Source organism: Rudanella paleaurantiibacter (assembly GCF_009184635.1).
GTDB lineage: Bacteria > Bacteroidota > Bacteroidia > Cytophagales > Spirosomataceae > Rudanella > Rudanella paleaurantiibacter.
Window position 1 is genome coordinate 84,053 of the sequence record NZ_WELI01000010.1, and the last position, 22,511, is coordinate 106,563.

The following is a 22,511-nucleotide window of genomic DNA, read 5'->3' on the forward strand; positions in this document are numbered from 1 at the left end:
TCTTGTGTTTTTATAGATTATTGTGAGCGACGAAAATCGTCCAACCTAAACCGCCTGTTCTCTTACAACCGCCGGATTTTGATATTTCGGAACCAGACGGGGCTGCCCCAGTCCTGCAACCCGATACGGCCTGCAAAAACACCCTTACCAATGGGGGCATCTTTCAGTTTACTGCCCGACAGACGCGATTTCCAGTCGGCACTGCTCAGGTCGAACTCGTGAACGGTAAACCCGTTGAGGGTGACTATCAGCTGGTTTTTCTGCTTCTTCACGTACACCTGATTCCACGACCCAACCGGGTTTACTTCCCGAACCCGTGCGTTGGCTACTCCGAAAAAGTCGCCGGCGCGGTGTTTGTTCTCGTCGGCTTCGCCATAGATCGCGTTGTCGAGCACCTGTAATTCCAGCCCCGTGTCGTACACGTTTTTGTGCGTGGGCGATTCCTGCACAAAGAAAAAGATGCCGCTGTTGGTGAGCCGATCTACTTTCCAGTCGGCTTTAAATTCAAAATCGCCGGTAAAGGCCACATCGGTTACCAGATCGCCCCCGTTGACGGCCTTGTTGCCTGCCCGGTTCGGTACCGAAAGGTGCAGGGCGTTGTCCTGAATCTGCCAGGCTGCGCCAACGCCTTTACCGTTGTAGGTGTGCCAGCCCTGGGTGTTCCGCCCGTTGAAGAGCAGTTGCCAACCATCGGCTTTCTCTTTGGCCGTGAGTGTATTCTGGGCGTGGAGGTGGGTGAGAGTGCCGATTAGACAGAAAAGTACGGTAAGAAACTTGGGAGGAAGATGCATAGGAATTGGCTTAGTTATAGGGATTAGGTACTGGGAAAAAGAGTGTATGTCGGAGCTTTAGAGGATTTTGGGATAAGGGACCCCTGGCAGTATAACGTTCCCCTCAAATATAACCCAAAACGCCGGACCTTACTGCCCGGCGTTTTGGTGTTTGTCCTGCTTAGGAACGAAGCATTTTGACCCATAATGCTTCAGTCGTCAGGTTTTAAGCAGCATGGCAAAGCCAGTTGACTACACCGCCCCTGCCTTGATCTCGTCCACTACGGCCGGGTCGAGGAGGGTTGTGGTGTCGCCGAGGTTGTTCACGTCGCCCTCGGCAATTTTGCGGAGAATCCGGCGCATGATTTTACCGGAGCGCGTTTTGGGCAGGCCCGTTACAAATTGAATTTTGTCGGGCTTGGCAATGGGCCCAATCACGCGGGTTACGGTGGCCAGAATGTCGCGCTTGGTCAGGTCGGCATCGTGGTCGGCGGGAAGAGCTTCCGTAATCACGTATGCGTAAATACCCTGCCCTTTGATGTCGTGCGGGTAGCCCACCACCGCACTCTCTACCACGCCCGTGTGCATGTTGATGGCGTTCTCGACCTCAGCCGTGCCAATCCGGTGGCCCGATACGTTCAGCACGTCGTCGACACGGCCCGTAATCCGGTAGTAGCCATCTTCGTCGCGCAGACAGCCATCGCCCGTGAAGTACATGCCGGGGTAGGTTGAGAAGTACGTTTGGCGGCAACGCTCATGGTCGCCGTAGGTCGTGCGGAGCATGCCCGGCCAGGGGAACTTGATGCAGAGGTTGCCCGACACGCCGTTGCCCTCGATAACCGTGCCGTTTTCGTCGACCAGCACCGGCTGCACACCCGGTAGGGGCAAGGTAGCGTAGGTCGGTTTGGTTTTGGTCAGGCCCGCCAGCGGAGAAATCAGAATACCACCGTTTTCGGTCTGCCACCAGGTGTCCACGATGGGGCAGCGGTTTTTGCCGATGTTATCGTCGTACCAATGCCAGGCCTCGGCGTTGATAGGCTCACCCACCGAGCCCAGAACCTCCAGGCTGCTCAGGTCGTGTTTCTGCACCGGCTCCAGCCCGAAGCTCATCAGCGACCGGATGGCCGTGGGGGCTGTGTACAGAATATTCACCTTGTGCTTGTCGACAATCTCCCAGAACCGGCCAGCATCGGGCCAGGTAGGCACGCCCTCAAACAACAGGGTGGTTGCTCCGCAGGCCAGCGGGCCGTACACAATGTAGCTGTGCCCCGTAATCCAGCCAATATCGGCCGTACAGAAATGCACCTGGCCAGGTTTGTACTGGAATACGTTGGCAAACGTGTAAGCCGCGTACACCATGTAGCCCCCGCAGGTATGCACCACGCCTTTGGGTTTGCCCGTTGAGCCAGACGTGTACAGGATAAACAGCATATCTTCAGCGTCCATCTCCTCGGCAGGGCAGTCGGCTGTAACCTGCTTCAGTTCCTGCTCCATCCAGACGTCGCGGCCTTTGAGCATGGCCACCGGGGTGCGGGTACGGGTCATCACCACCACGCGCTCCACGCTTGGGCACCCGATGAGGGCATCATCGACCACGCTTTTGAGCGGAATTTCTTTGTTGCCCCGGTAGGCTCCGTCGGCCGTAATCACGAGCCGGCATTTGGCGTCGTTGATCCGGTCGGCAATGCTTTGGGCCGAGAAGCCACCAAACACCACCGAGTGAACGGCCCCGATGCGGGCACAGGCCAGCACCGCAATGGCCAGTTCGGGCACCATGGGGAGGTAAATACACACCCGGTCGCCTTTGGCTACGCCGTTACGTTTCAGCACGTTGGCCATACGGCATACCTGATCGTGCAGCATCCGGTAGGTGAGCGTCACGCCAGACTCGTGCGGGTCGTTGGGTTCCCAGATAATAGCCGGTTGGTCGGCGCGGGTTTCGAGGTGCCGGTCGAGGCAGTTTTCGGTAATATTCAGTTTACCACCCTGAAACCACTTCACGTTGGGCTCGTCGAAGTTCCATTGCAGGGTTTTTGTCCAGGGTTTGCGCCATTTAAACTCAGAGGCCACCTCGGCCCAGAAGGCTTCGGGGTCTGATACACTTTTCTGGTAGGCCTCTTCGTACTCGGCAAAGGTTTTAAGCTGAAAATTCATAGTAGGTTTTTGTATAGATGGATGGCGTCGGAACGCGTTGGGGTGGTTAGGCTGCAAAATAAATGGGTTCTGCCCCCGCTGCGTACCGACAGGAAAAATTATTCAAAAGCAAGTCCGATGCCCCGTGCGGCCAATTCAGCCCGGATTTCGTCCAGAATAACGGGGTCGTCAATGGTCGAAGGCATCGCAAACGATTCGCCATCAGCTAGTTGTCGGATGGTCTTTCGCAGAATTTTGCCCGACCGGGTTTTGGGTAATCGTTTTACGATGACGGCCTGCCGGAAATAAGCCACCGCCCCAATCTGATCGCGGATCAGGTTGACCAGTTCGGCTTCGACCGAGCGGGGGGTATCGGTCCCGTGGCTACCCTGCTCTGACGTGCCGGCCCAGTCGTCTTTCAAGACTACGAACCCCACCGGCCGCTGCCCGCGCAGGGAACAGGCCAGCCCCACCACGGCGCATTCGGCTACGGCCGGGTGACTGCCCACGAGTTCTTCCATTTCGCCCGTCGACAACCGGTGTCCGGCTACGTTGATCACATCATCTACCCGGCCCATGATAAACACGTAGCCGTCTTCGTCAATGTAGCCACCATCGCCGGAGAGGTAATACCCCGGAAACCGGCTCAGGTACGACTGCCGGAACCGCTCCGGGTCGCGCCAGAGGGTAGGCAGGCAACCCGGCGGCAGAGGCAGTTTAAGGCATACGAACCCTTCCTGATTGGGGCCGAGTGGGTCGCCAGCTTCGTCGAGAATCTGGAGGTCGTACCCGCAAACGGGCACCGTAGCCGAGCCCGCCTTTACGGGCATGGGGCTGATGCCCATTGGGTTGGAGAGCATCGGCCAGCCCGATTCGGTTTGCCACCAGTGGTCGATAACCGGCACGCCCGACACCTCTTCGAGCCAGTGCAATGTAGGCGGGTCGCAGCGTTCGCCAGCCACGAAAACCGTGCGCAACGAACCCAGATTGTGGCGTTGACGGAGTTTGCCCGCCGGGTCTTCCTTGCGGATTGCCCGGAACGCCGTGGGGGCTGCAAAGAATACGTTCACCCCATGCTGTTCGATTACCCGCCAGAAAGCCCCGGCATCGGGTGTTCGGACTGGTTTGCCCTCGTACAACAGGCTTGTGCAGCCGCCCAGCAATGGGCCGTACACGATGTAACTGTGGCCCACGGCCCAGCCCAGGTCCGAGGCTGCCCAGAACACGTCGCCCGGTTCTACGTTGTACACTGCCTTGAGGCTGTACCGGAGCGCCACTGCATGGCCACCGTGGTCGCGTACAATGCCTTTGGGTTTGCCGGTTGTGCCGGAGGTGTACAGAATATACAGCGGATCGGTCGCGTTTACGGGTACTGGCTCGGCGGGTGTGGCTCGGGCAACGGTTTCGGCCCAGTCGAGGTCACGCCCGGCTACCATCGACGCCGTGCATTCGCGCCGTTGCAGAATAAGGCAGTGGTTGGGTTGGTGGGTGGCCAGCCGAATGGCCTCGTCGAGCAGGGGTTTGTACGGAATCACCCGGTCGAATTCAATGCCGCACGAGGCCGACAGAATTAGCTTGGGCTGGGCATCGTTGATGCGCAGGGCCAGCTCGTGCGGGGCAAAGCCGCCAAACACCACCGAGTGAATAGCGCCGATGCGGGCGCAGGCCAGCATGGCAAAAGCGGCTTCGGGCACCATGGGCATGTAAATCACGACGGTATCGCCGTGGCCAACACCCAGTTGCCGAAACGCCCCGGCGAGTTGGGCTACCTGGGCCAGCATCTCGCGGTAGCTGTACCGGCGTATGGTGCCCGTCACCGGCGAATCGTAGATCAGCGCGGTTTGGTCGGCCCGGCCGTTTTCGACGTGGTAGTCGAGGGCGGCATAGCAGGTATTGAGAACGCCATCGGCAAACCAGCGTGGGTAGCCATGCTCATCGGTCGACAGAATCTGTTCGGGAAACTGCACCCAGGGTATGGCCCGAGCCTCGTCCTGCCAGAAACCGGCCGGGTCGTTCAGGCTACGCTGATGGGCAGTGGTGTAAGAGGTTGGCAACATACCGTTTCGTTACGTTAATGAAGAGATGGAGTGTTGTACTGATTTGACCTAACCCAAAATTGATAAACCTAAAGGGTACACTCAGGCAAGCAATTCCTGCGCTTTGGCCATCAGCTCGCGGGTCGAGAACGGTTTGGGCAGGTACAGGTCGGCACCGGCATCGTACCCTTTCTGAATTTCAGTATCGCGGCTTTTGGCACTCAGAAAAATGACTTTTCCGTGCTGATGCTCGGGCGATTGCTTCACAAACTGACAAAGCTCGTATCCATTCATGTGTGGCATCATAATGTCGAGTAAGAGCAAGTCGGGTTTCTCGCGCTGAATCAGCTCGTAGGCCTCGGCCCCGTCGCGGGCTATCAGCACCCGGTACCCTTCTTTTTTCATCAAAAATTCGAGCGACAACAGAATGTTCGGTTCGTCGTCGGCAATGAGTACAGTGAACTTATTGTTTTTCATAAGCGACAGCCCCTTCAGGAGCCAATGGTAGTCGAACGGTAAAGCAACTTCCTTCGCCTAACTTACTTTCTAATGTGATGGTGCCCCGGTGCAAATGAATAATTCGCCGGGTAATGGCCAGGCCCAGTCCGCTGCTTTTCAGAACCCGCCCCGACTTGGCCGACCGGCTGCTTCCCTTCTCGGTTTGCCGAACGGCGTGCGTCTGGTAAAACTTCTCGAAAATCAACTCCTGATGCGCAAGATCGATACCGATGCCCTTGTCCTGCACCGTAAGCACCAACGCTCCCGCATCGGTGTGGGTGGTGATGGTAATTGGCCCGGCGGCCCGGTCAGAATATTTAATGGCGTTCGACAGCAGATTCACAATCACCTCCATGAGCCGGTCGCGGTCGCCCCATACCGAGTCGGATGGTTCAGTGTGGTTAGCAACCCGAATCGGAATCGCTTTCTCGGTGGCCAACGGCCCAACAACATCGACGGCCTCGGTCACCAGCTCGGGCAGGTACAGCCTTTCGGTCGATAGCTGATACCGGCCCGACTCGATCCGCTCCAGGTCCAGTACCTGATTGATGAGCCGGGTAAGCCGTTCTGACTCTTTGATGACCGTACCCAGAAAATGCTGCCGGGCGTCGGGGTCCATATCGGGCGTATCGTGCACAATTTCGGTCAGGGCCCGAATAGAGGTGATGGGCGTGCGGATCTCGTGCGTCACCGTCGACAGAAAATCATCTTTGTGCATATCGGCCGCTTTGAGCCGCTCATTGGCTTCGCTGAGCTGCCGGGTGGTTCGTTCGAGTTCGGCCGATTTGCGTTTCAGTTCTTTGTTGACAAGGATCAGTTCCTGCGACGATTTCAGAATCCGAATCATCTCATCAACCAGAATCGGTTCTTCTTTTGCCACCGAAGCCACCAGCGTGCGCGCTGACGCCGTACCGATGGCTCCGGCCAGTACGCGCTCGGTGTAGGTTACCAGTTGGGCGTCGGCGTACAGGCTTTTCTGACCCGATGACTCGTCGGGGGCGTAACGAAGGATGGCCCGGTTGGCGCGTTCGGGGCCGAAAAAGGTGGTAAGCAGCGAGCGGAGGTCGGCAATGAGCACTTTGCCCCGCCAGACGACTGAGTTATCGAGCGCCCGCGAGAGTTTGAAAATATCAACGAACAGGATGGCCTGATTGTATTCGATGGATGATTGGGGCCAGTTGGCCGAGCCCCATAAATACCCGATAAGATTGGCCAGTAACGACCAGAACATACCGTGGGCAATGGGTTCGAGGGTGTTGAGGCCGAAGAGGTTTTGCGGCCGTAGCCATCCAATGCCCAGCGGCCCGTCGGTCAGCAACTCGGCCGGTAGTAAAGCGGGCACCAGCGTGGGGAGTACCAGGGTGTAAAACCAGACCAGACTGCCTGCCCACAAGCCCAGACGGGCCCCCGGCAGGTTGCCCCCTTTCCAGAATAAGCCGCCGATAACGGCCGGTAAAAACTGCGCAACGGCCGCAAACGAAATCAGGCCCACCGACACGAGCGAAAAGTGATGCGACACCGCCCGGTAGTACACGTAGGCCATGAGCAGAAACACCAGAATGGTAATTCGGCGGGTGTTGATGACAAATGACCCCGTACCCACCCGGCTTTGCCAGCTCGGGCGGCCAATGACCAGCGGCATCACCACGTTGTTGCTCACCATCACGCTCAGGGCAATGGTTTCGACGATGATCATGCCCGTAGCGGCCGAAAAGCCACCGATGTAAGCCAGTAGGGCGAGCCCTTTCTGCCCGTACTGAACCGGTAGCATGAGCACGTAGCTATCAGCATGAATAGGCAGGTCGGCCAGGAGAATATGACCGCCAAACGCAAGCGGCAGTACAAACAGATTAATCACAAACAGGTACAGCGGAAACAGCCAGATAGCCCGGTCGAGGTGTCTCTCGTCCACATTTTCGACCACGGCTACCTGAAACTGACGGGGCAGGAACAAGACGGCCGCCATCGACATGAGGCAGTTCCAGAACCAATCGCCGGTAGTATGACCGGGGCCAAAGGTCAGTTGTTCTTTGAGCGCGGGTAGTTGTATCGCTTTACTGAAAATACTGGCGGGGCCGTCGAACAGGCCAAACGTGACAAACACGCCCAGGGCTACAAATGCTACCAGTTTCACCAGCGACTCAAACGCAATGGCCGTTACCATGCCTTCGTGCCGTTCGGTGGCTTCGAGCGTGCGGGTCCCGAACAGAATGGTGAAAATGCCCAATAACAGCGTGGTGTAAAACGCTGGATCGGTCAGAAAAAAGCTTCTGTCGTACGCGTCGGGGCTGCCCGAGAGTAGCGACAGGCTGCCCGATATAGCCTTGATCTGAATCGAAATGTAGGGGATGATGCCCACCAGACAAAGCACCGTAACGAACACGCCAAGCCCCCGGCTTTTGCCGTAACGGGCCGAGATAAAATCGGCAATGTTGGTGATCCGCTGCTGCTTGCAGATTCGGATAATCTTGCGCAGGATTATCCACCAAAGTGGGGCGGTAAGCGTTGGGCCTATGTAGACTGTCAGAAACTGCACGCCGTGTTCGGCGGCCCGGCCCACGCTGCCGTAGAATGTCCAGGCGGTGCAGTACACAGCCAATGACAGGGAATAGATGTACGGGTTATTGACCAGACTCCGGCCGGTGCGGCTTCGGCGCTCGGCAATGTCGGCAATAACGAAGAGCAGACACAGATACCCCGCCGATACAAAGAGGAGAATCAGACTATTCATCGGCGTGGGGTGTGTCGTCGGTATTGTGGTGCTTGTGCAAAAGGGCCACCAGTACAATAATCATCAGCCCCCAGACCAGCAGAATGTAGGCATACGTCAGCGGAATCCCGGCCAGCAACCGGGGTTGACTCACAATTGACAGGACTGGCTCGTTGAGCAGTACCGCAAACAGGAGACTGATAAAAAGGAGCCGCTTCGTTTTCATGACAAGGTACGGTGAGTACAACATATAAGCCGTAGGGCGGTTCGGGGTAGAAACGCTGCACCCAGCCGGGTGCAGCGTTTGCCAGTATCTTCCAATCCGATTTTCTGACGCTCGGCCAGAAACCCTACTCTCATTATCGGCTGGCCTCGTCGTTGTACTCGCCCTGAAGCGCGTACAGCCCGAACGTAGCCAGTCCGCCCACGATAATCGGCATCAGCACAAATACGATGATGATGCCAAACACGAGATCTTCCTGTTTGCCGGTCGATAGTTTCGGTAAACCAAAGGCGGTTAGGCCGTAGTAGCCACACACAGCGGCCAGTCCGAGCCACACAACACCCATTATGCGTTTGATTGCGTCCATGTCTTTGAAACGGTTTATACTGTTTTTTTGAATGATTAGGGCGTTGGCGGGTGTAGTTAGCCCGCCAACGGGTAAGGGTTGGTTAGTCAGCTGCCGATGGTCGGTTTTTGATGTACAGTACACCAATTACGAAGCTTACGGCCGCCACAATAATCGGGTACCAGAGGCCCTCCAGGTACGGAGCTGCGTAGGGTAGGGCTGCGCCGGCTTTCTCGGCTGCCAGGTTGGCGTCTTTCGCACCGGTAGCCAGGTAGGTAGCCACGGCCGGTAGCAGACCGCCAAACACCCCGTTGCCAATGTGGTAGGGTAGCGACATGGAGGTGTACCGGATCTTGGTGGGGAACATCTCGACCAGGAAAGCAGCAATGGGACCGTACACCAGCGTTACGTAAATCACCTGAATGAATACGAGCCAGATCAGAGTCCAGCGGTCGCTGTCGTTGAGGGTCAGCGTTTTCTTGATTTCTGGCTTGGCCGGTTCGGCAGCGGGGGCGCTCGCTATTTTGAGCTTTGTAACTTCGGTGAGCTTGGTGCCGTCGGTGTACTCTTTTTTCACGGTCTTGGTCATAATCGACACGCCCGCTACGTTGGGGTCGGCCGTCACGACGGAGTCGATGGTAGTAGCTGCCGTTACCTCCTGCTTGTTGGCCACGTTGGTGGTCTGATACATCCGCTCGTAGATGGGGCGGTACGTGAGCAGGGCTACCAGCATACCCACGAGCATGATGCCTTTCCGGCCGATTTTGTCAGATAGCCAGCCAAACACGATAAAGAACGGTGTACCCATCAGCAGGGCCACACTCATCAGGCTGTCGGCCTGAATGGCGTCAACGTTACACACCGTTTTGATGAAGCTCATGGCGTAAAACTGACCGGTGTACCAAACCACACCCTGCCCCATCGTAGCACCAAACAGGGCCAGCAACACAAACTTGAAGTTGTACTTGTTGCCAAAGCTTTCTTTGAGCGGGTTGGTCGACGTTTTGCCCTCGGCTTTCGCCTTAGCAAACAGGGGCGACTCGCTCATGTTGCGCCGGATGATGAACGATACGTACACCATCAGGACCGATACCCAGAACGGTACCCGCCAGCCCCAGTCGTCGAAAGCCTCTTTGCTCATCGACGTGCGGGTAATCAGAATCACAATCAGCGATACAAACAAACCGGCGGTAGCCGTGATCTGAATCCAGGAGGTCCAGAAACCACGCTTGTCGGCGGGTGAGTGCTCGGCCACGTAGGTAGCGGCTCCCCCGTATTCACCCCCGAGGGCCAGCCCCTGCAACAAACGCAGGATCAACACCAGCAGCGGGGCCATGAACCCGATGGTTTCGTAACTCGGAATAAGGCCAATGGCAAACGTAGCGCCCCCCATCAGCATCAGGGTGACCATGAAGGTGTATTTCCGGCCGATGAGGTCGCCGAGTCGCCCGAAAAACAGAGCCCCGAACGGACGCACCACGAAACCGGCGGCAAACGTTGCCAGCGTAGAGAGGAAAGCGGCCGTTGGGTTGCCTTCCGGGAAAAATTTAGTGGCCAGCACCGTGGCCAGCGAGCCGAAGATGTAGAAGTCGTACCACTCAATGAGTGTCCCGACAGACGATGCCCCGATAACGCTCATAAGCGTGCGGGTGCTGCTGGCCTTAGCGGCTTTTGGTTCTGATACCATGGGAGAAATAAGGTTTTATTGGTTAATTGGAATACGATGCGTTGGTAAAAAACGGGTTAGAGGTAGATCTGCGCCTGCAACAGGAACTCACCTTTGTAATCGCTGATGGTGTTCTTGTCGGTGTAAATAGGCCTTACAGACCATTGGGGGGTAATTTTGGCATGATGCCCATCGAGGTAGAAGTTACAGCCCAGGTCGTAGTAGCTACCGGCCTTTCCGAGTGCTTCCAGGTTCTTGTAGGTATAGGCGGCAAAGGGCTGCACCCGCATTTTGGGTTTGTCGGTTGTTTTGGGCAGCAGCAAGCCTGCCTGCGTGTACCAGATCTGCCCCGTTCCGAGCAAGGGGCGGGCATCGCCCGGCCCGGCCAATGCCCGTTTCCCTTCAAAAGCGGGGTTGTTGGCACCGGGGTTCATGATCCCCAGGTTTCGGATGTAATTAGGGCCGAAATTATAGTCGTAAAAGACACTGTAAGCAGTCACAGCCATGTTCTTTTTCTTGTCGCCAAACGGCAGATCCGCGAACATATCCACAGAGAACAGATTAATATCACTCGGTTTCAGGCTGCCCCCGTTGTAATAGCGGGTGCCCTCAGGTTGGCGGTAAAAGCCGGCACCGATGTTGAACACCCGTTTGGTGCCCACGTACGTGCCAACCTTGAACGGTAAAATATTGGCCTCCTGATCCAGAAACTGATACTCTAAGTACGCGCCGTACGACATTTTACTTACCCCGTTGTTGTCGACGGCTACGTCGGGCGTAACTACCGTACCCGAGGTGGGCGGGGTCTGGTTGGTGGCAAACGGCTTGTTGTAGTTAAGCCGGTATTCAAACTTGCCCAGTTTCCCCTTGGCGTACACCCCAAACAAACGGGCAAACTGATCGGAGTTTTCGATGAGCGGCCAGTTGAAAATGGGCGCGTCGATAGCCAGAAAGTTGAGCGTACTGGCCGACGTCATTCGCGAAACCCCATGCCAGTAGTGTAGCCCCGCCCCAACGTAGAGCGTGTTTTTAGCCACTGACCCGTCGGGTTTCTTCCCGGCTGGTACCACCGCGTATTCATTCCATACGTCGTGGAAAAAAATACCGGGTTTCTTGCCCTGCCCGTAGCCGCCCGTACCACTGCTACCCGATGCTCCGCCGTTGACAAACGTTTGGTTATTGATACCGGCATGCACCAGAATCAGGTACCGGGGCGAAATCTGGGCGTACCCCAGCAACCGGAGCCGGCGGGCACCCACGTCGGTGAGTTGGTCGGTTGGCGTTCCGTTGACACTGGTGCCGGGGTTCATTTGCATGGATCGGAACCAGATCTGATTCCACATGATGATGCGTGCGTACTTGGTACCATCTGGGCTCAGATTGAATTTGAGACCAGAACCATATTCACTCGACCCCTGGGCTCTCAGCCGGGTAGTGGTGGCCAGGCTCAGCAGAGCCAACGCCAGCGTAAACGTTACGGAACGGGACAACATAGTTAAGACAAGTAGCGGTTTAGGTGGTCGTGAAAACCAGGTCAAAACTGCTCATCTGTCTCGTCCGATGGAAATAGATGCTATAGCTATGCTAAAACCTATAGATATTTCCAGGTTGCCTCTCATTCCCGAAACCGCTCCCACTTGATCAACATGAACTTGTCGCCCAGCTCGGTAACAATCATGCCCGCGCCACTCACATTCTCCGGTTTGCTGAAATACTCGGCTAACTCTTTGTTGCTGAGTATTTTATAAGTAGGGTGGTAGCTGTTATTTTCGGGGACTTTGATCTGATACTTCTTCACCCAGTTCATGACCGAAACGTGGCTAACTCCCAGCAGTCGTTCGATCTCTCGGTAGCTAACACCCTCTATATAAAGCTGTAGCGCCTTGATCACATAGTAGCTGCTGATACTCTTTCCCGCTTTTTCAACCGTAAAGTTGTAGTGGCACTGTTTACAACGAAACCGCTGTCGGCCGTTGAGTACGCCATTCCGAACGGCATTTGTGTTTGAGCACTTTGGGCATTTGGGCGTTGCCATGTGGGATTAGGACAAAATCTATAGTTAATTAGCGAATGTATAGCAAATTAGCGGATTAAGCTAATTCTATCTTGCTATCCTTTTATTTTGTCCATTATCCGCTACGGCTGGGCGCATACTTTCCGTAATCCGTTCAGAATAGGCACAAAGTATTTTTTGTCGGCCGAGCTGGTGTTACGGCTTTCGTTATGCGTTTGCAGCACAAACGGTGTTTCGTCGGCCTGGTACACCCGAATGGTGGTAGCTACACTGATGATAATGTTGCTGCCCTGCGTGTAGGTGGCATCGAACAGGTAAGGCCCATTGTACTGCATATTTTCGCCCTGGTTGTACTGGCTTTGCGCCTTGGTGGCCCGCACCCGCGCCAGCGTGGGGTTTGCCTCAATAATCTTGTAGCCGTTGTCGGTCAATAGTTTGGTGCAGCGTTCCACAAAAACATCCTGCGACACCGCGCACGGAATGTACATGGGGCGGGGTTTGGTATTGATGCAGCCCGTTTGGAGGCCTACCAGCAACAGTACAGACAAGTAGAGAAAGGATGCCCTTTTCATAGCATGGCGGTTAGAAAAAGATGAAAAACTGGGTGATAATTTCGGACTTTCGATCGGTAATCCGCATACCCCCAAGGCCTTCCTGTCCGGGTACGTCGTTGGTTGCTGCCGAATAAATCGGGCGTGGGCGGTAGTGTACTGTAATTTTGGCATTATGCCCGGCCAGCAACCAGTTCAGGCCACCCTCGAGCAGGTTATAGGGCTGATTGAGCCGCTCGAAATTAGCCCGGCTGTACGATACATACGGCTGAAACTGACCAAAGCTACGCGTCCAGGCACGCGGAAACATATAACCCGCCTGAACGTGGAATACGGAGCCTGTGCCCCAGGTCGGGTACGTATTACCCGCCCCATTGAACGCCTGTGGCTGCGAGCCCGGCTGCGTGGGCGCACTGGCCAGGTTCATGGTACCGGCGTTGCGCACAAAGTTGGGGCCGTAGTTGAACCAGTAATGAGCCGCATACGCTGTGATCGACGAGCGATTTTCCCCCTCCGGCCCCAGGGGGAGTTCGAGAAAGCTGTCGAGGGCAAAATGTTTCATGGCGGTCACGGTGGTATCAACGTTGGCCGTTTGCAGGGCAATGCGCTGATTCTCGGGTAGCGACGAGAAGCCTGTGATCGCTGCCGGGTACCGCCCAGCCTGCAATTCGCTTGTTTGCGCAGCCGTGAGCGACACCCCCGCCGGAATAGTTGGCGTGGCCGAAATCCGGGAGCGGTGCCACATGGCGTCGGGCTGAATCATGAAACCACCCCCAATGTTGAATACTTTTTTAGTGCCCAGATACGAGCCCACCATAAACGGCAGGGTTTGGCTTTCCTGCTCGAAGAAATCGTAGGTAGCATACAACTGGTACAGGGGCTTGTTGAGCGTACGCGAGTTGTATTGGGAGATGTTGTACGCGTTGGGCAGGGCCGTAAGACCGGCGGCCCAGCCGGCACCCCGCCCGGCCAACGTGGTCATGGGGGAGGCTCCCGTACGTTGCGCCTGCGTGTAAGGGGTTGTCCAGCCGGTGGCGGCTTCGGGTATGGTGAAAGGCTTGGTCAGCACGGCCCGGTAGCTGAGTTTGCCAATCTCACCCTTGGCGTACAGACCAAAGGTACGGGCAAACTGATCGTTGGCGTCGAGCAAGGCCCAGCCATAAAGCGGGGAGTCGAGCGTGAGGAAGTTGAGCGTGGCGGCATTGGATAACCGCGACAGTCCCGACCAGGTGAGCAACCCCGCCCCGAACGAGAAAGCCCGGCTGGCTTTAAATTCGGTCCAGGCATCGTGTACAAACACCGACTGTCGTTTGCCGTCGGTAACCCCATCAGGGCCCGTCAGCAGGCCACCGCCCCCCGTATTGAAGGTTTGGTTGTTGGCGCCAATAATCCAGAAAACCAGAATGCGGGGTGTCAGTTGCCCGTGCATCAGAATCCGGCTCCGCCGAATACCCACATCCCAGGTTTGCGGCACATTGTTATTGCCGGAGATACTGGTGCCAGGATTTTGCTGTTGCCAGCGCATCCAGATCTGCGACCACATCAGCAGTCGGATAAAGCTCGTGCTGTCTTTGTTGAGATACAGTCGTAAACCGTTCTTGTAGTTGGAACCGGCCCAGTAACCCTGAGCCGAGGCCGGCGAACAGAACAGTGCAGAGCCAAGCAGTAAGATACCTAAAAGTACATGCCGTAATGGACTGGACATAAACGAAACGTTTGTGAAGTGTTTGTACTCATTTGATAAAAACTTGCACAAAGGTTATCGGGCCGCCTATATGAGGTCAAATAGATACTATCAATAATGCCCTTTTTAGCATCTGGAACGCGGTTTATCTATAGTATTTTAGCAAAATTATCTTTTGTGCCGCCAACAAAAGACAGACCAAACAGTTTGAGAATACATTCATCAACCACCTTAACTGCTTGCCTTTATGTTACTTCGCCAGTTAGAATACATTATTGCCGTCGATACGGAGCGCAGTTTTACCCGGGCCGCTGACCGGTGCTGCATCACGCAGCCCACGCTTAGCCAGCAAATCCGTTGCCTCGAAGCCCACCTGAATATTGAGATTTTTAATCGCCAGCAGGTGCCCGTTGTGCCAACACTAGAGGGGCAGCTAATTCTTGAAAAAGCACGGGGGATTGTGGCCGAGGTGCGCGCGTTAGAGCAGTTTGCCCGGCAACTGAACCGGAAGGAGCTCGCGGTGTATAACTTAGAAGCTGTTTGAGTTAGCGATTTGAGACCGTAGGGAGCGGATTTTGGTTGCTGACAAGCCAATTTTTGCCGGTCGTAGCGGTTGCTACGGCCCAAAAAAGTGGCGCAGACAGCGACAAAAAGCTGCCCTTATGGGCCAAAGTGATTAACTCAAACAGCTTCTAAGCAGCGGCCCGCTGCGTGGGGTTGGGTAAACCACGCAGCGGGCCGCTGTATGCCATGTCTACGCCTTCGAGGGCGTATTAGTTAATCAGTACTTCTTTCACCGGCTCCACTTTCGGAAGAGCGCTTTTCGTTTTGATTACGTTTTTCAGCTCGTACGAGATGCCCTGTGCTTTCGCGGTATCAGTGTAATCGCGGAGCATATTGTAAATGTCGTGATCAATAAACTGAGCGTCGGTTCCGTCGACAATTACCTGATCGCCGGGTTGCAGTGTGCGCAGAATGACCTTCAGCTGAGGTTTGCTCAAAAAGTAGAGATCTTTCAGGATCTTGATTTCGATGCGCTTGCCCTGCCGAATCACCTTCACCGTCGACTGCGAGTTGGTATACAGAATGAACATGACACCAATGACAGCACCGATGGTGATGCCAATGAGCAGATCGGTGAAAATGATACCCAGCACCGTCAGGATGAACGGGATAAACTGGTTCAGACCATCATTGTAAACACTCTTGAAGATTTTCGGTTTGGCCAGTTTGTAGCCCACCATAATCAGGATAGCCGCCAGACATGATAGCGGGATGTAGTTGAGCAACGACCCGGCGGCAAATACCGCAATAGCCAGCAATACACCGTGCACAATAGTCGAGACGCGGGTTTTGGCCCCACTAAACACGTTGGCTGAGGTACGCACCACGACCGAGGTCACGGGTAAACCACCAACAAGCCCGGATACCATGTTGCCAACACCCTGCGCAATCAATTCCTGATCAGTTGAAGATACCCGGCGTTGCTCGTCGAGCTGATCGGCCGCTTCGAGATTGAGCAGTGTTTCCAGACTGGCTACAATGGCAATGGTTGCACCTACGGCCCAGATGCGCGGATTCGATAAAGCCGAGAAGTCGGGAAACGTAAAAATGGACCACCAGGGCTTATCAGCCGCTACGACCGGAATCTGCACCATGTGCTGATGGGCCGTGTCGCCCATGTACCACTCCGGCATGTACAACCGAAACAGTTGATTAAGGCCGATACCCACAAACACCACCATCAGGGCGCCGGGTAGGGTCTTGAAAAAACGCCACCCCCGGCCGGCTAAACGCTCCCAGCCAATAAGCAGTGCCAGGGATACGGCGCTGATGATCAGAGCACCCATACTGGCGGTTTCTACGGCCCGGTAAATTTCAGACAAGGTATTTTCGCCGTCGGCCAGTTGCTGAAATGCAAACTCACCTTCGTAATCGTTGTCCCGACCGAGGGCGTGCGGAATCTGTTTGAGCACAATTACAATCCCGATAGCCACCAGCATACCTTTGATTACACTGTCGGGGAAAAAGCTGCTTAGCTTGCCCGCTTTCAGCAGACCCAGCCCGAGCTGAATGGCACCGGCCAGTACAACACCTACCAGGAAAACTTCGTAAGCCCCTACATTTGTGATGGCGTCGGCAACAATGACGGCCAAACCGGCTGCCGGACCACTAACGCTCATTTCGGAGCCCGACAAAAAGCCAACCACGATTCCGCCGACGATACCCGCTACCAGGCCCGAGAACAACGGAGCCCCCGATGCCAGCGCGATGCCAAGGCACAGAGGGAGGGCAACCAGAAAAACGGATAACCCGGCCGGGAGGTCACTGCGGAGTAACCCGGACGAGTACGTGGAAAAGGTATAGAGAGGGTTTGAGGTCTTCATCGATCGTTGGATAAAATGGAAAAAGTTGTAAGATACAGTTGGTGGTTCAGACAAAATTAAAAGGACATTAAACAAAAAGTTAGTTTTAACCAATATTAATTTGGAATCAATCGGATTGACAGTCGACGAGAAAGACTTTATGGTTGCACACCTTCAAGACAATGTGCAACAGTTATTGTTGCGGTATGCAGCTAATAAACAGATAGATATCCGAAAAGTTGCTGTTCAGATTGCCGCTCGGCAGCGCGTGCGCGACAAACTACCTACCTGGTGCGCTAACCCAGGGGTTTTGTTCCCCCCGACCCTCCCGCTCGAACAGGCTTCGTCGGAGCAAACAGCGCGCTACAAAGCCGCTGTTGTGTCGGCTTTTACCCCCCGGCTAAACCGCCTTGTCGACCTGACCGGGGGGCTCGGCGTTGATGCCTGGGCCTTCGCCAACGTAGCTGGGCACGTAACGTACGTGGAGCGGCAGGCACCACTCGCCGAACTGGCAACGCACAATTTTCCCCAATTAGCGTGCCACAATGTGGAGGTATTAAATGCCCAAAGCGAAACGGTACTCCAGCAGCTGGATGCCCCTGTCGACTGGATTTACCTCGATCCGGCCCGGCGCGACGACCGGGGTGGTCGTGTCGTTCGGCTCGACGAGTGTGAGCCCAATGCGGTTGCCTGGTGGCCCTTGTTACGCCAGAAAGCAACGTATGTCCTGCTCAAAACCTCACCCCTGATCGACATTGAAGCTGCCCTTCGGCAGTTACCCGGTATTCGGGCGGTGCAGGTGGTGGCGGTGCGGCACGAGGTGAAAGAGGTGCTGTTTGTCGCCACACCCGACGAGGTGGCCCCCGACGAGGTTGCCGTTACCGCGGTCGATCTGCTGCCCGATTCGGAGGTTCGGTTTTCGTTTCGGCGGGGCGATGAACGTGCCGTTGCCGTGTCGTTTGCCGACCCGCAAGCTTACCTCTACGAACCCAATGCGGCTGTGCTGAAAGCGGGCGCGTTTCGGGCGGTAGCCGAGCGGTTTGGATTGGCCAAACTGGCCCCTCACAGTCACCTCTATACGTCGGCCGAACCGGTAGGGGATTTTCCGGGCCGGGCGTTTAAACTGGAAGGCATCTGTAAACCGAACCGGGCCGATGTACAGGCGTTGGTACCGGCGATGAAAGCGAATCTGACGGTTCGGAATTACCCCCAGTCGGTCGAAGAGTTGCGCAAGAAAGTGGGTCTGAAAGAAGGAGGAGACGTGTACATCTTCGCCACGACGCTACTCAACGGCGACAAGCGGCTACTTGTAACTCGTAAGCTATGAGCCGGATAAAAGTTTAGGGCTCCGTTTGGAGTATTGAACGCCCTTCGCGGGCTTATTTCAGAAGTGGTTTTGAACCTGAATGTATGGAATTATTACGTTGTGTGGCTCCCGGTCACTTGGAGTACGCCCAGGCGCCCAAACCTAAGCCCGAACCGGGCCGGGCGTTGGTGCGCATCACCCGAATCGGTATCTGCGGAACCGATCTGCACGCGTTCGAGGGAACGCAGCCGTATTTCACTTACCCACGCGTGCTGGGTCACGAACTGGCTGGTCAATTAGTCGATGCGGTTGACGAGACGGCTATTCAGCCGGGCGACTCGGTCACGATCATGCCGTATTTTTACTGCGGGCAGTGCGTAGCGTGCCGGGTTGGTAAAACCAACTGTTGCGAGCGGCTGCAGGTCTGCGGAGTCCATACCGACGGTGGTATGGCCGAGTTTCTTTCGGTGCCTACGTACGCGCTGGTGCCGGGGGGCGGCCTCTCCGACGACGAACTGGCTCTGGTTGAACCGCTTTCGATTGGGGCACACGGCGTTCGGCGGGCTCAGATTCAGCCGGGCGAGTACGTCCTGGTGGTGGGTGCCGGGCCCATCGGGCTGGGGGTGATGCTATTTGCCCAAATGGCTGGGGCGCAGGTGATTGTGCTGGATGTGAACGCGGGCCGACTGGCCTTTTGCGGGAAGCACCTCGGCATCGCTCATCTGGTAAACGCGACTTCGGCCGATGCCCACGAACAAATTCGGGCCATTACCGGGGGCGATATGCCCACCGTGGTGATTGATGCCACCGGTAGCCACCGGGCCATTGAGGCCGGGTTTGGGTATCTGGCCCACGGTGGCCGGTACGTACTGGTGGGTCTGCAACGGGAGCCGGTTCGTTTCAGCCATCCCGAATTCCACAAGCGCGAAGCCACGCTCATGAGCAGCCGCAACGCGACTCGTACCGACTTCGATACGGTGATGACCGCTATGCGAAACGGTCTAATAAACCCCATGACGTTTATTACCCACCGGGTGGGGTTTGGCGAGGTGCAGTCCGAATTTAGCGGTTGGCTCGATCCGGCCAATGGCGTTATCAAAGCAATGGTCAGCCTGGCGTAACCCTTTCTTTCAACCGAAGTCCATGCGGTTAATCACTTTTTTTGCCAAGCTCTGTAGTTGGTTCGTGGCCCTGATCTCGGTGGCGGCCCCCGCATCACCGGCTTACCGAATTGCCTCGCCCGACAAACAGACACAGTTTGACGTACGGGTGGATGCCCGGCAGCGGCTGGTGTATCGGGTAATTCAGGCTGGTAAGACGGTGGTAGGGCCCTCTGTGCTGGGTTTCCGGCTGAATGAGCTAACCATCGGTGAGCAGACCGTGCTTGGGAAGATGAGCCAGCGCACCCACCGCGAGCAGATTAAGTGGCCGTTGGGGGAGAACGACATCATCCGTAACCACTACACCGAAATGAGCGTGCAGGCTCGGTCGGCAGGGGTGCCCTATACGCTGGTGGCTCGGGTATTCGATGGCAGTGTGGCGTTTCGGTACGTGCTGCCCAAAACAGCGGCACCCGGTATAATCCGGCAGGAGCTGACCTCATTTGATCTGGCAGCGGGCTACACAGTGTACCAGTACAACGAAGAGTCGGTGTTTACGCCAACGTCTTTGAGCGCGCTGACCAAAACCTGCGATTTTCCCGCTACGCTCACAAACGGCACGCTGTACCTGTCTATCGGAGAGGCCCACAACCAGTCGTACACGAAGGCGGTTCTCGCACGGGCCGACTCTCCCAATGCCCTAACGACCGCGTTTCACCGTGGTGATTCTGTCAGAACCAATGGCCTATTTGTGTCGCCCTGGCGCACCATTAGCGTGGCTACTTCGGCCATTGGGCTGCATCAGTTTAGTGATTTGGCGCTGCGCCTTTGCCCGCCCCCACGAGAGGGGGTTCCGGGCTGGATTAAACCCGGCAAGCTGATCCGGGCGGCTCTCACCACGCAGGGCGGCCTCGACTGTATCGACTTTGCTGCGGCCCACGGGTTCAGCTACATCATGTTCGATGCGGGATGGTACGGAGCCGAATTTCGGTCCAGCTCTGACCCGACTCAGGTCATCCCGGCTATCGACATGCCCCGGGTTATTCAATACGGCAAAGACAAAGGCCGCACCGGCCAGCCTATTGGGGTGATTCTGTACGTGAACCGGGTAGGATTGCGGGCCAAGCTCGACACCATTTTGCCGTTATACAAGCGCTGGGGCGTGGCCGGGCTCAAGTTTGGGTTTGTGGATGGCCTGAGCCATGAGGGGCTCAACTGGCTTATTCCGGCCATTAAAAAAGTGTACGACCACGGGTTTGTGCTCAACATTCACGACAATTACAAGCCCACGGGTCTGAGCCGAACGTACCCAAATTTGCTTACGCAGGAGGGCATTCGGGGCAACGAGAACAACCCGGATGCCTTTCATAACACCGTACTCCCCTTTACCCGATTTGTGGCCGGAGCGGCTGATTACACGTTTTGCTACCCAAACGCAAACCAGCAGTTCTCCGACAACCTTCTGAAAACGAAGCTTCAGGTTACAAAAGGCCAGCAACTCGCCCTGACAGTGGTGTACTTTAGCCCGTTGCAGGCTATGCTTTGGTATGGCAACCCCGTCCACTACACCAACGAAGTCGAACTGGAGGTGTTTGCGCGGGTGCCCACCGTCTGGAATGAGTCACACTACCTCACGGGCGAAATAGGCCGTCATGTGAGTGTGGCCCGCCGGAAGGGCAATACGTGGTATGTCGGAACGGTAGCCGGCCTGACCGATTGGGAGGGGGGTATCCCGCTCTCATTTTTGCCGAAGGGGAAAACGTATACCGCTACCGTCTACGAAGACGATGGTGAGGGGAGTATCCAGAAGCGGAGTGTTACTCTGACCGGTGGCGAATCGTGGCCGGTTCAAATTAAGGCGCGGGGAGGGCAGGTAATAATGCTTCAGTCCCTGTAACATAAACGTTGTTTTCGACGTCCGTATAGGCAAGGAGACTAACTTTGGTCTTTCTAGTATCAAATGTAATCAATAAAGTATTAGTTGGTTACCTCAAGCAGAAGACAAAATCGACGTATGGAATTAGGCATTAGCAGTTTTGGAGAAATGAAGCCGGATGGGGTAGCGGGGCAAGCTGTCAATGCACATCGGCGAATGCAGGAACTTCTCGAGGAAATAAAACTGGCCGATGAGGTCGGCTTAGATGTATTTGGTCTGGGTGAGCATCATCGCCCCGATTTTGTGGTGACAGTCCCTGAAGTAGTGCTGGCGGCTGCGGCTACCCTAACCCGCCGGATTCGGTTGTCGAGTGCCGTAACCGTGCTGAGTTCGGCCGACCCCGTGCGCGTTTTTCAGAATTTTGCCACGCTCGACCTGGTTTCGAATGGCCGGGCCGAAATTATGGCGGGCCGGGGGTCGTTTATCGAGTCGTTTCCATTGTTTGGGTACGATCTGAACAAATACGACGAGCTGTTCACCGAGAAACTCGATTTACTGCTGAACATCAATAAAAACGAAATCGTAACGTGGGAGGGTAACCTGCGGGCTTCTATTGAGGAGCGAGGTGTGTACCCGCGGCCTATTCAGCCGGCTATTCCAATCTGGCTGGCAGTAGGGGGCACCCCCGCTTCGGCCGTTCGGGCGGGAACGCTCAATATACCGATGACGGTCGCGATTTTGGGCGGTACACCCGACCGGTTTGTGCCGTTTGTGAACCTGTACCGGCAGGCGGCCCGCAATGCCGGGCACGATACCACCCAGCAACAATTGGGTATAAACTCGCAGTTTTACCTCGCTGACGATTCGCAGCGGGCCGCCGATGAGTTTTTTCCACCCTACGAAATCCTGATGAATCGAGTCGGGCGGGAGCGGGGCTGGTCGCCCATAACCCGGGCGCATTTTGAGCAGATGCGGCAGTTGGGGCCACTTATGGTGGGGAGCCCGGAGCAGGTAATCGATAAAATCCTGTATTTCCACGAGCTATTTGGCAACACGCGTTACATTGCGCAAACCATTAGCGGTTACGGTATTCCGCATGCCCGCACGCTGCGCTCGATCGAGCTGTTTGGGACAAAAGTAGCCCCGGCAGTTCGAAAAGCACTCGGGGTGTCGGCTATCGTAACAGCCTGATGCTGAGGAACCCGCTGTTCGGTTCCAGCCAGAAACGATGC

Annotated in this window: 18 protein-coding genes; 5 read left to right on the forward strand and 13 right to left on the reverse strand. The window is 55.9% G+C overall.

What is annotated here, in order from left to right; genetic code table 11:
* Positions 1–62: 62 nt before the first annotated feature.
* The 12 genes from F5984_RS21085 to F5984_RS21140 form a co-directional block, all read right to left on the reverse strand.
* A complete protein-coding gene (locus tag F5984_RS21085; protein WP_152126200.1) occupies positions 63–791 on the reverse strand; it encodes a 3-keto-disaccharide hydrolase in 729 nt (242 codons plus the stop codon).
* A 231-nt stretch (positions 792–1,022) separates the two neighbouring features.
* On the reverse strand, positions 1,023–2,924 hold the full coding sequence (acs, locus tag F5984_RS21090) for an acetate--CoA ligase (RefSeq protein ID WP_152126201.1): 1,902 nt from the start codon (positions 2,922–2,924) through the stop codon (positions 1,023–1,025).
* 98 nt (positions 2,925–3,022) lie between these two features.
* Positions 3,023–4,960 carry a propionyl-CoA synthetase gene (locus F5984_RS21095; RefSeq protein WP_152126202.1) on the reverse strand — a complete coding sequence of 646 codons (1,938 nt, stop codon included), beginning with the start codon at positions 4,958–4,960 and terminating at the stop codon, positions 3,023–3,025.
* Positions 4,961–5,041: 81 nt separating this feature from the next.
* Entirely contained in the window at positions 5,042–5,416 is a 375-nt protein-coding gene (locus F5984_RS21100; RefSeq protein ID WP_152126203.1) for a response regulator transcription factor, read from the reverse strand.
* On the reverse strand, positions 5,403–8,168 hold the full coding sequence (locus F5984_RS21105; protein ID WP_152126204.1) for a sensor histidine kinase: 2,766 nt from the start codon (positions 8,166–8,168) through the stop codon (positions 5,403–5,405). Before F5984_RS21105 ends, F5984_RS21100 begins: the two co-directional genes overlap by 14 nt.
* Entirely contained in the window at positions 8,161–8,373 is a 213-nt protein-coding gene (locus F5984_RS21110; protein WP_152126205.1) for a hypothetical protein, read from the reverse strand. Before F5984_RS21110 ends, F5984_RS21105 begins: the two co-directional genes overlap by 8 nt.
* 133 nt (positions 8,374–8,506) lie before the next feature.
* Positions 8,507–8,737, reverse strand: a complete 231-nt coding sequence (locus F5984_RS21115) for a DUF6814 family protein (RefSeq protein ID WP_152126206.1) — start codon at positions 8,735–8,737, stop codon at positions 8,507–8,509.
* Positions 8,738–8,819: 82 nt separating this feature from the next.
* Positions 8,820–10,403, reverse strand: a complete 1,584-nt coding sequence (locus F5984_RS21120) for an MFS transporter (RefSeq protein ID WP_152126207.1) — start codon at positions 10,401–10,403, stop codon at positions 8,820–8,822.
* A gap of 56 nt (positions 10,404–10,459) precedes the next feature.
* Positions 10,460–11,875 (reverse strand): porin, encoded by a 1,416-nt coding sequence (locus tag F5984_RS21125; RefSeq protein ID WP_185155603.1) that lies wholly within the window; start codon positions 11,873–11,875, stop codon positions 10,460–10,462.
* 122 nt (positions 11,876–11,997) lie between these two features.
* Positions 11,998–12,417: an IS1/IS1595 family N-terminal zinc-binding domain-containing protein gene (locus F5984_RS21130; RefSeq protein ID WP_152126208.1), complete on the reverse strand. Its 420-nt coding sequence runs from the start codon at positions 12,415–12,417 to the stop codon at positions 11,998–12,000.
* A 101-nt stretch (positions 12,418–12,518) separates the two neighbouring features.
* The gene (locus F5984_RS21135; RefSeq protein ID WP_152126209.1) at positions 12,519–12,968 is read right to left on the reverse strand and encodes a hypothetical protein; all 450 of its coding nucleotides are present in this window, start codon (positions 12,966–12,968) and stop codon (positions 12,519–12,521) included.
* Positions 12,969–12,978: 10 nt separating this feature from the next.
* Positions 12,979–14,652: a hypothetical protein gene (locus F5984_RS21140; RefSeq protein ID WP_152126210.1), complete on the reverse strand. Its 1,674-nt coding sequence runs from the start codon at positions 14,650–14,652 to the stop codon at positions 12,979–12,981.
* A 226-nt stretch (positions 14,653–14,878) separates the two neighbouring features.
* On the opposite strand from F5984_RS21140, the gene F5984_RS21145 reads away from it, so the two are divergent.
* Positions 14,879–15,175 carry a LysR family transcriptional regulator gene (locus tag F5984_RS21145; RefSeq protein ID WP_152126211.1) on the forward strand — a complete coding sequence of 99 codons (297 nt, stop codon included), beginning with the start codon at positions 14,879–14,881 and terminating at the stop codon, positions 15,173–15,175.
* Positions 15,176–15,404: 229 nt separating this feature from the next.
* On the opposite strand, the gene F5984_RS21150 is transcribed toward F5984_RS21145, so the two are convergent.
* Positions 15,405–17,018 (reverse strand): SulP family inorganic anion transporter, encoded by a 1,614-nt coding sequence (locus tag F5984_RS21150; protein ID WP_152126212.1) that lies wholly within the window; start codon positions 17,016–17,018, stop codon positions 15,405–15,407.
* A 100-nt stretch (positions 17,019–17,118) separates the two neighbouring features.
* Here F5984_RS21150 and F5984_RS21155 point away from each other — a divergent pair, with 100 nt between their 5' ends.
* From F5984_RS21155 to F5984_RS21170, 4 genes are all read left to right on the forward strand, one after another.
* The gene (locus tag F5984_RS21155; protein ID WP_317163130.1) at positions 17,119–18,324 is read left to right on the forward strand and encodes a class I SAM-dependent methyltransferase; all 1,206 of its coding nucleotides are present in this window, start codon (positions 17,119–17,121) and stop codon (positions 18,322–18,324) included.
* Positions 18,325–18,407: 83 nt separating this feature from the next.
* Entirely contained in the window at positions 18,408–19,424 is a 1,017-nt protein-coding gene (locus tag F5984_RS21160; protein WP_152126213.1) for a zinc-binding alcohol dehydrogenase family protein, read from the forward strand.
* A gap of 22 nt (positions 19,425–19,446) precedes the next feature.
* The gene (locus F5984_RS21165; RefSeq protein WP_152126214.1) at positions 19,447–21,300 is read left to right on the forward strand and encodes a glycoside hydrolase family 97 protein; all 1,854 of its coding nucleotides are present in this window, start codon (positions 19,447–19,449) and stop codon (positions 21,298–21,300) included.
* Positions 21,301–21,417: 117 nt separating this feature from the next.
* Positions 21,418–22,470, forward strand: a complete 1,053-nt coding sequence (locus F5984_RS21170; RefSeq protein WP_152126215.1) for an LLM class flavin-dependent oxidoreductase — start codon at positions 21,418–21,420, stop codon at positions 22,468–22,470.
* The last annotated feature ends 41 nt before the right edge of the window (positions 22,471–22,511 follow it).

Excerpts from the sequence above, each read along its gene's own strand:
- F5984_RS21100 (WP_152126203.1), bottom strand. The coding sequence starts at position 5,416 with ATGAAAAACAATAAGTTCACTGTACTCATTGCCGACGACGAACCGAAC.
- F5984_RS21085 (WP_152126200.1), bottom strand. The coding sequence starts at position 791 with ATGCATCTTCCTCCCAAGTTTCTTACCGTACTTTTCTGTCTAATCGGC.
- F5984_RS21105 (WP_152126204.1), bottom strand. The coding sequence starts at position 8,168 with ATGAATAGTCTGATTCTCCTCTTTGTATCGGCGGGGTATCTGTGTCTG.
- F5984_RS21135 (WP_152126209.1), bottom strand. The coding sequence starts at position 12,968 with ATGAAAAGGGCATCCTTTCTCTACTTGTCTGTACTGTTGCTGGTAGGC.
- F5984_RS21145 (WP_152126211.1), top strand. The coding sequence starts at position 14,879 with ATGTTACTTCGCCAGTTAGAATACATTATTGCCGTCGATACGGAGCGC.
- F5984_RS21125 (WP_185155603.1), bottom strand. The coding sequence starts at position 11,875 with ATGTTGTCCCGTTCCGTAACGTTTACGCTGGCGTTGGCTCTGCTGAGC.
- F5984_RS21160 (WP_152126213.1), top strand. The coding sequence starts at position 18,408 with ATGGAATTATTACGTTGTGTGGCTCCCGGTCACTTGGAGTACGCCCAG.
- F5984_RS21170 (WP_152126215.1), top strand. The coding sequence starts at position 21,418 with ATGGAATTAGGCATTAGCAGTTTTGGAGAAATGAAGCCGGATGGGGTA.
- F5984_RS21150 (WP_152126212.1), bottom strand. The coding sequence starts at position 17,018 with ATGAAGACCTCAAACCCTCTCTATACCTTTTCCACGTACTCGTCCGGG.
- F5984_RS21095 (WP_152126202.1), bottom strand. The coding sequence starts at position 4,960 with ATGTTGCCAACCTCTTACACCACTGCCCATCAGCGTAGCCTGAACGAC.
- F5984_RS21110 (WP_152126205.1), bottom strand. The coding sequence starts at position 8,373 with ATGAAAACGAAGCGGCTCCTTTTTATCAGTCTCCTGTTTGCGGTACTG.
- acs (WP_152126201.1), bottom strand. The coding sequence starts at position 2,924 with ATGAATTTTCAGCTTAAAACCTTTGCCGAGTACGAAGAGGCCTACCAG.
- F5984_RS21140 (WP_152126210.1), bottom strand. The coding sequence starts at position 14,652 with ATGTCCAGTCCATTACGGCATGTACTTTTAGGTATCTTACTGCTTGGC.
- F5984_RS21130 (WP_152126208.1), bottom strand. The coding sequence starts at position 12,417 with ATGGCAACGCCCAAATGCCCAAAGTGCTCAAACACAAATGCCGTTCGG.
- F5984_RS21165 (WP_152126214.1), top strand. The coding sequence starts at position 19,447 with ATGCGGTTAATCACTTTTTTTGCCAAGCTCTGTAGTTGGTTCGTGGCC.
- F5984_RS21120 (WP_152126207.1), bottom strand. The coding sequence starts at position 10,403 with ATGGTATCAGAACCAAAAGCCGCTAAGGCCAGCAGCACCCGCACGCTT.
- F5984_RS21115 (WP_152126206.1), bottom strand. The coding sequence starts at position 8,737 with ATGGACGCAATCAAACGCATAATGGGTGTTGTGTGGCTCGGACTGGCC.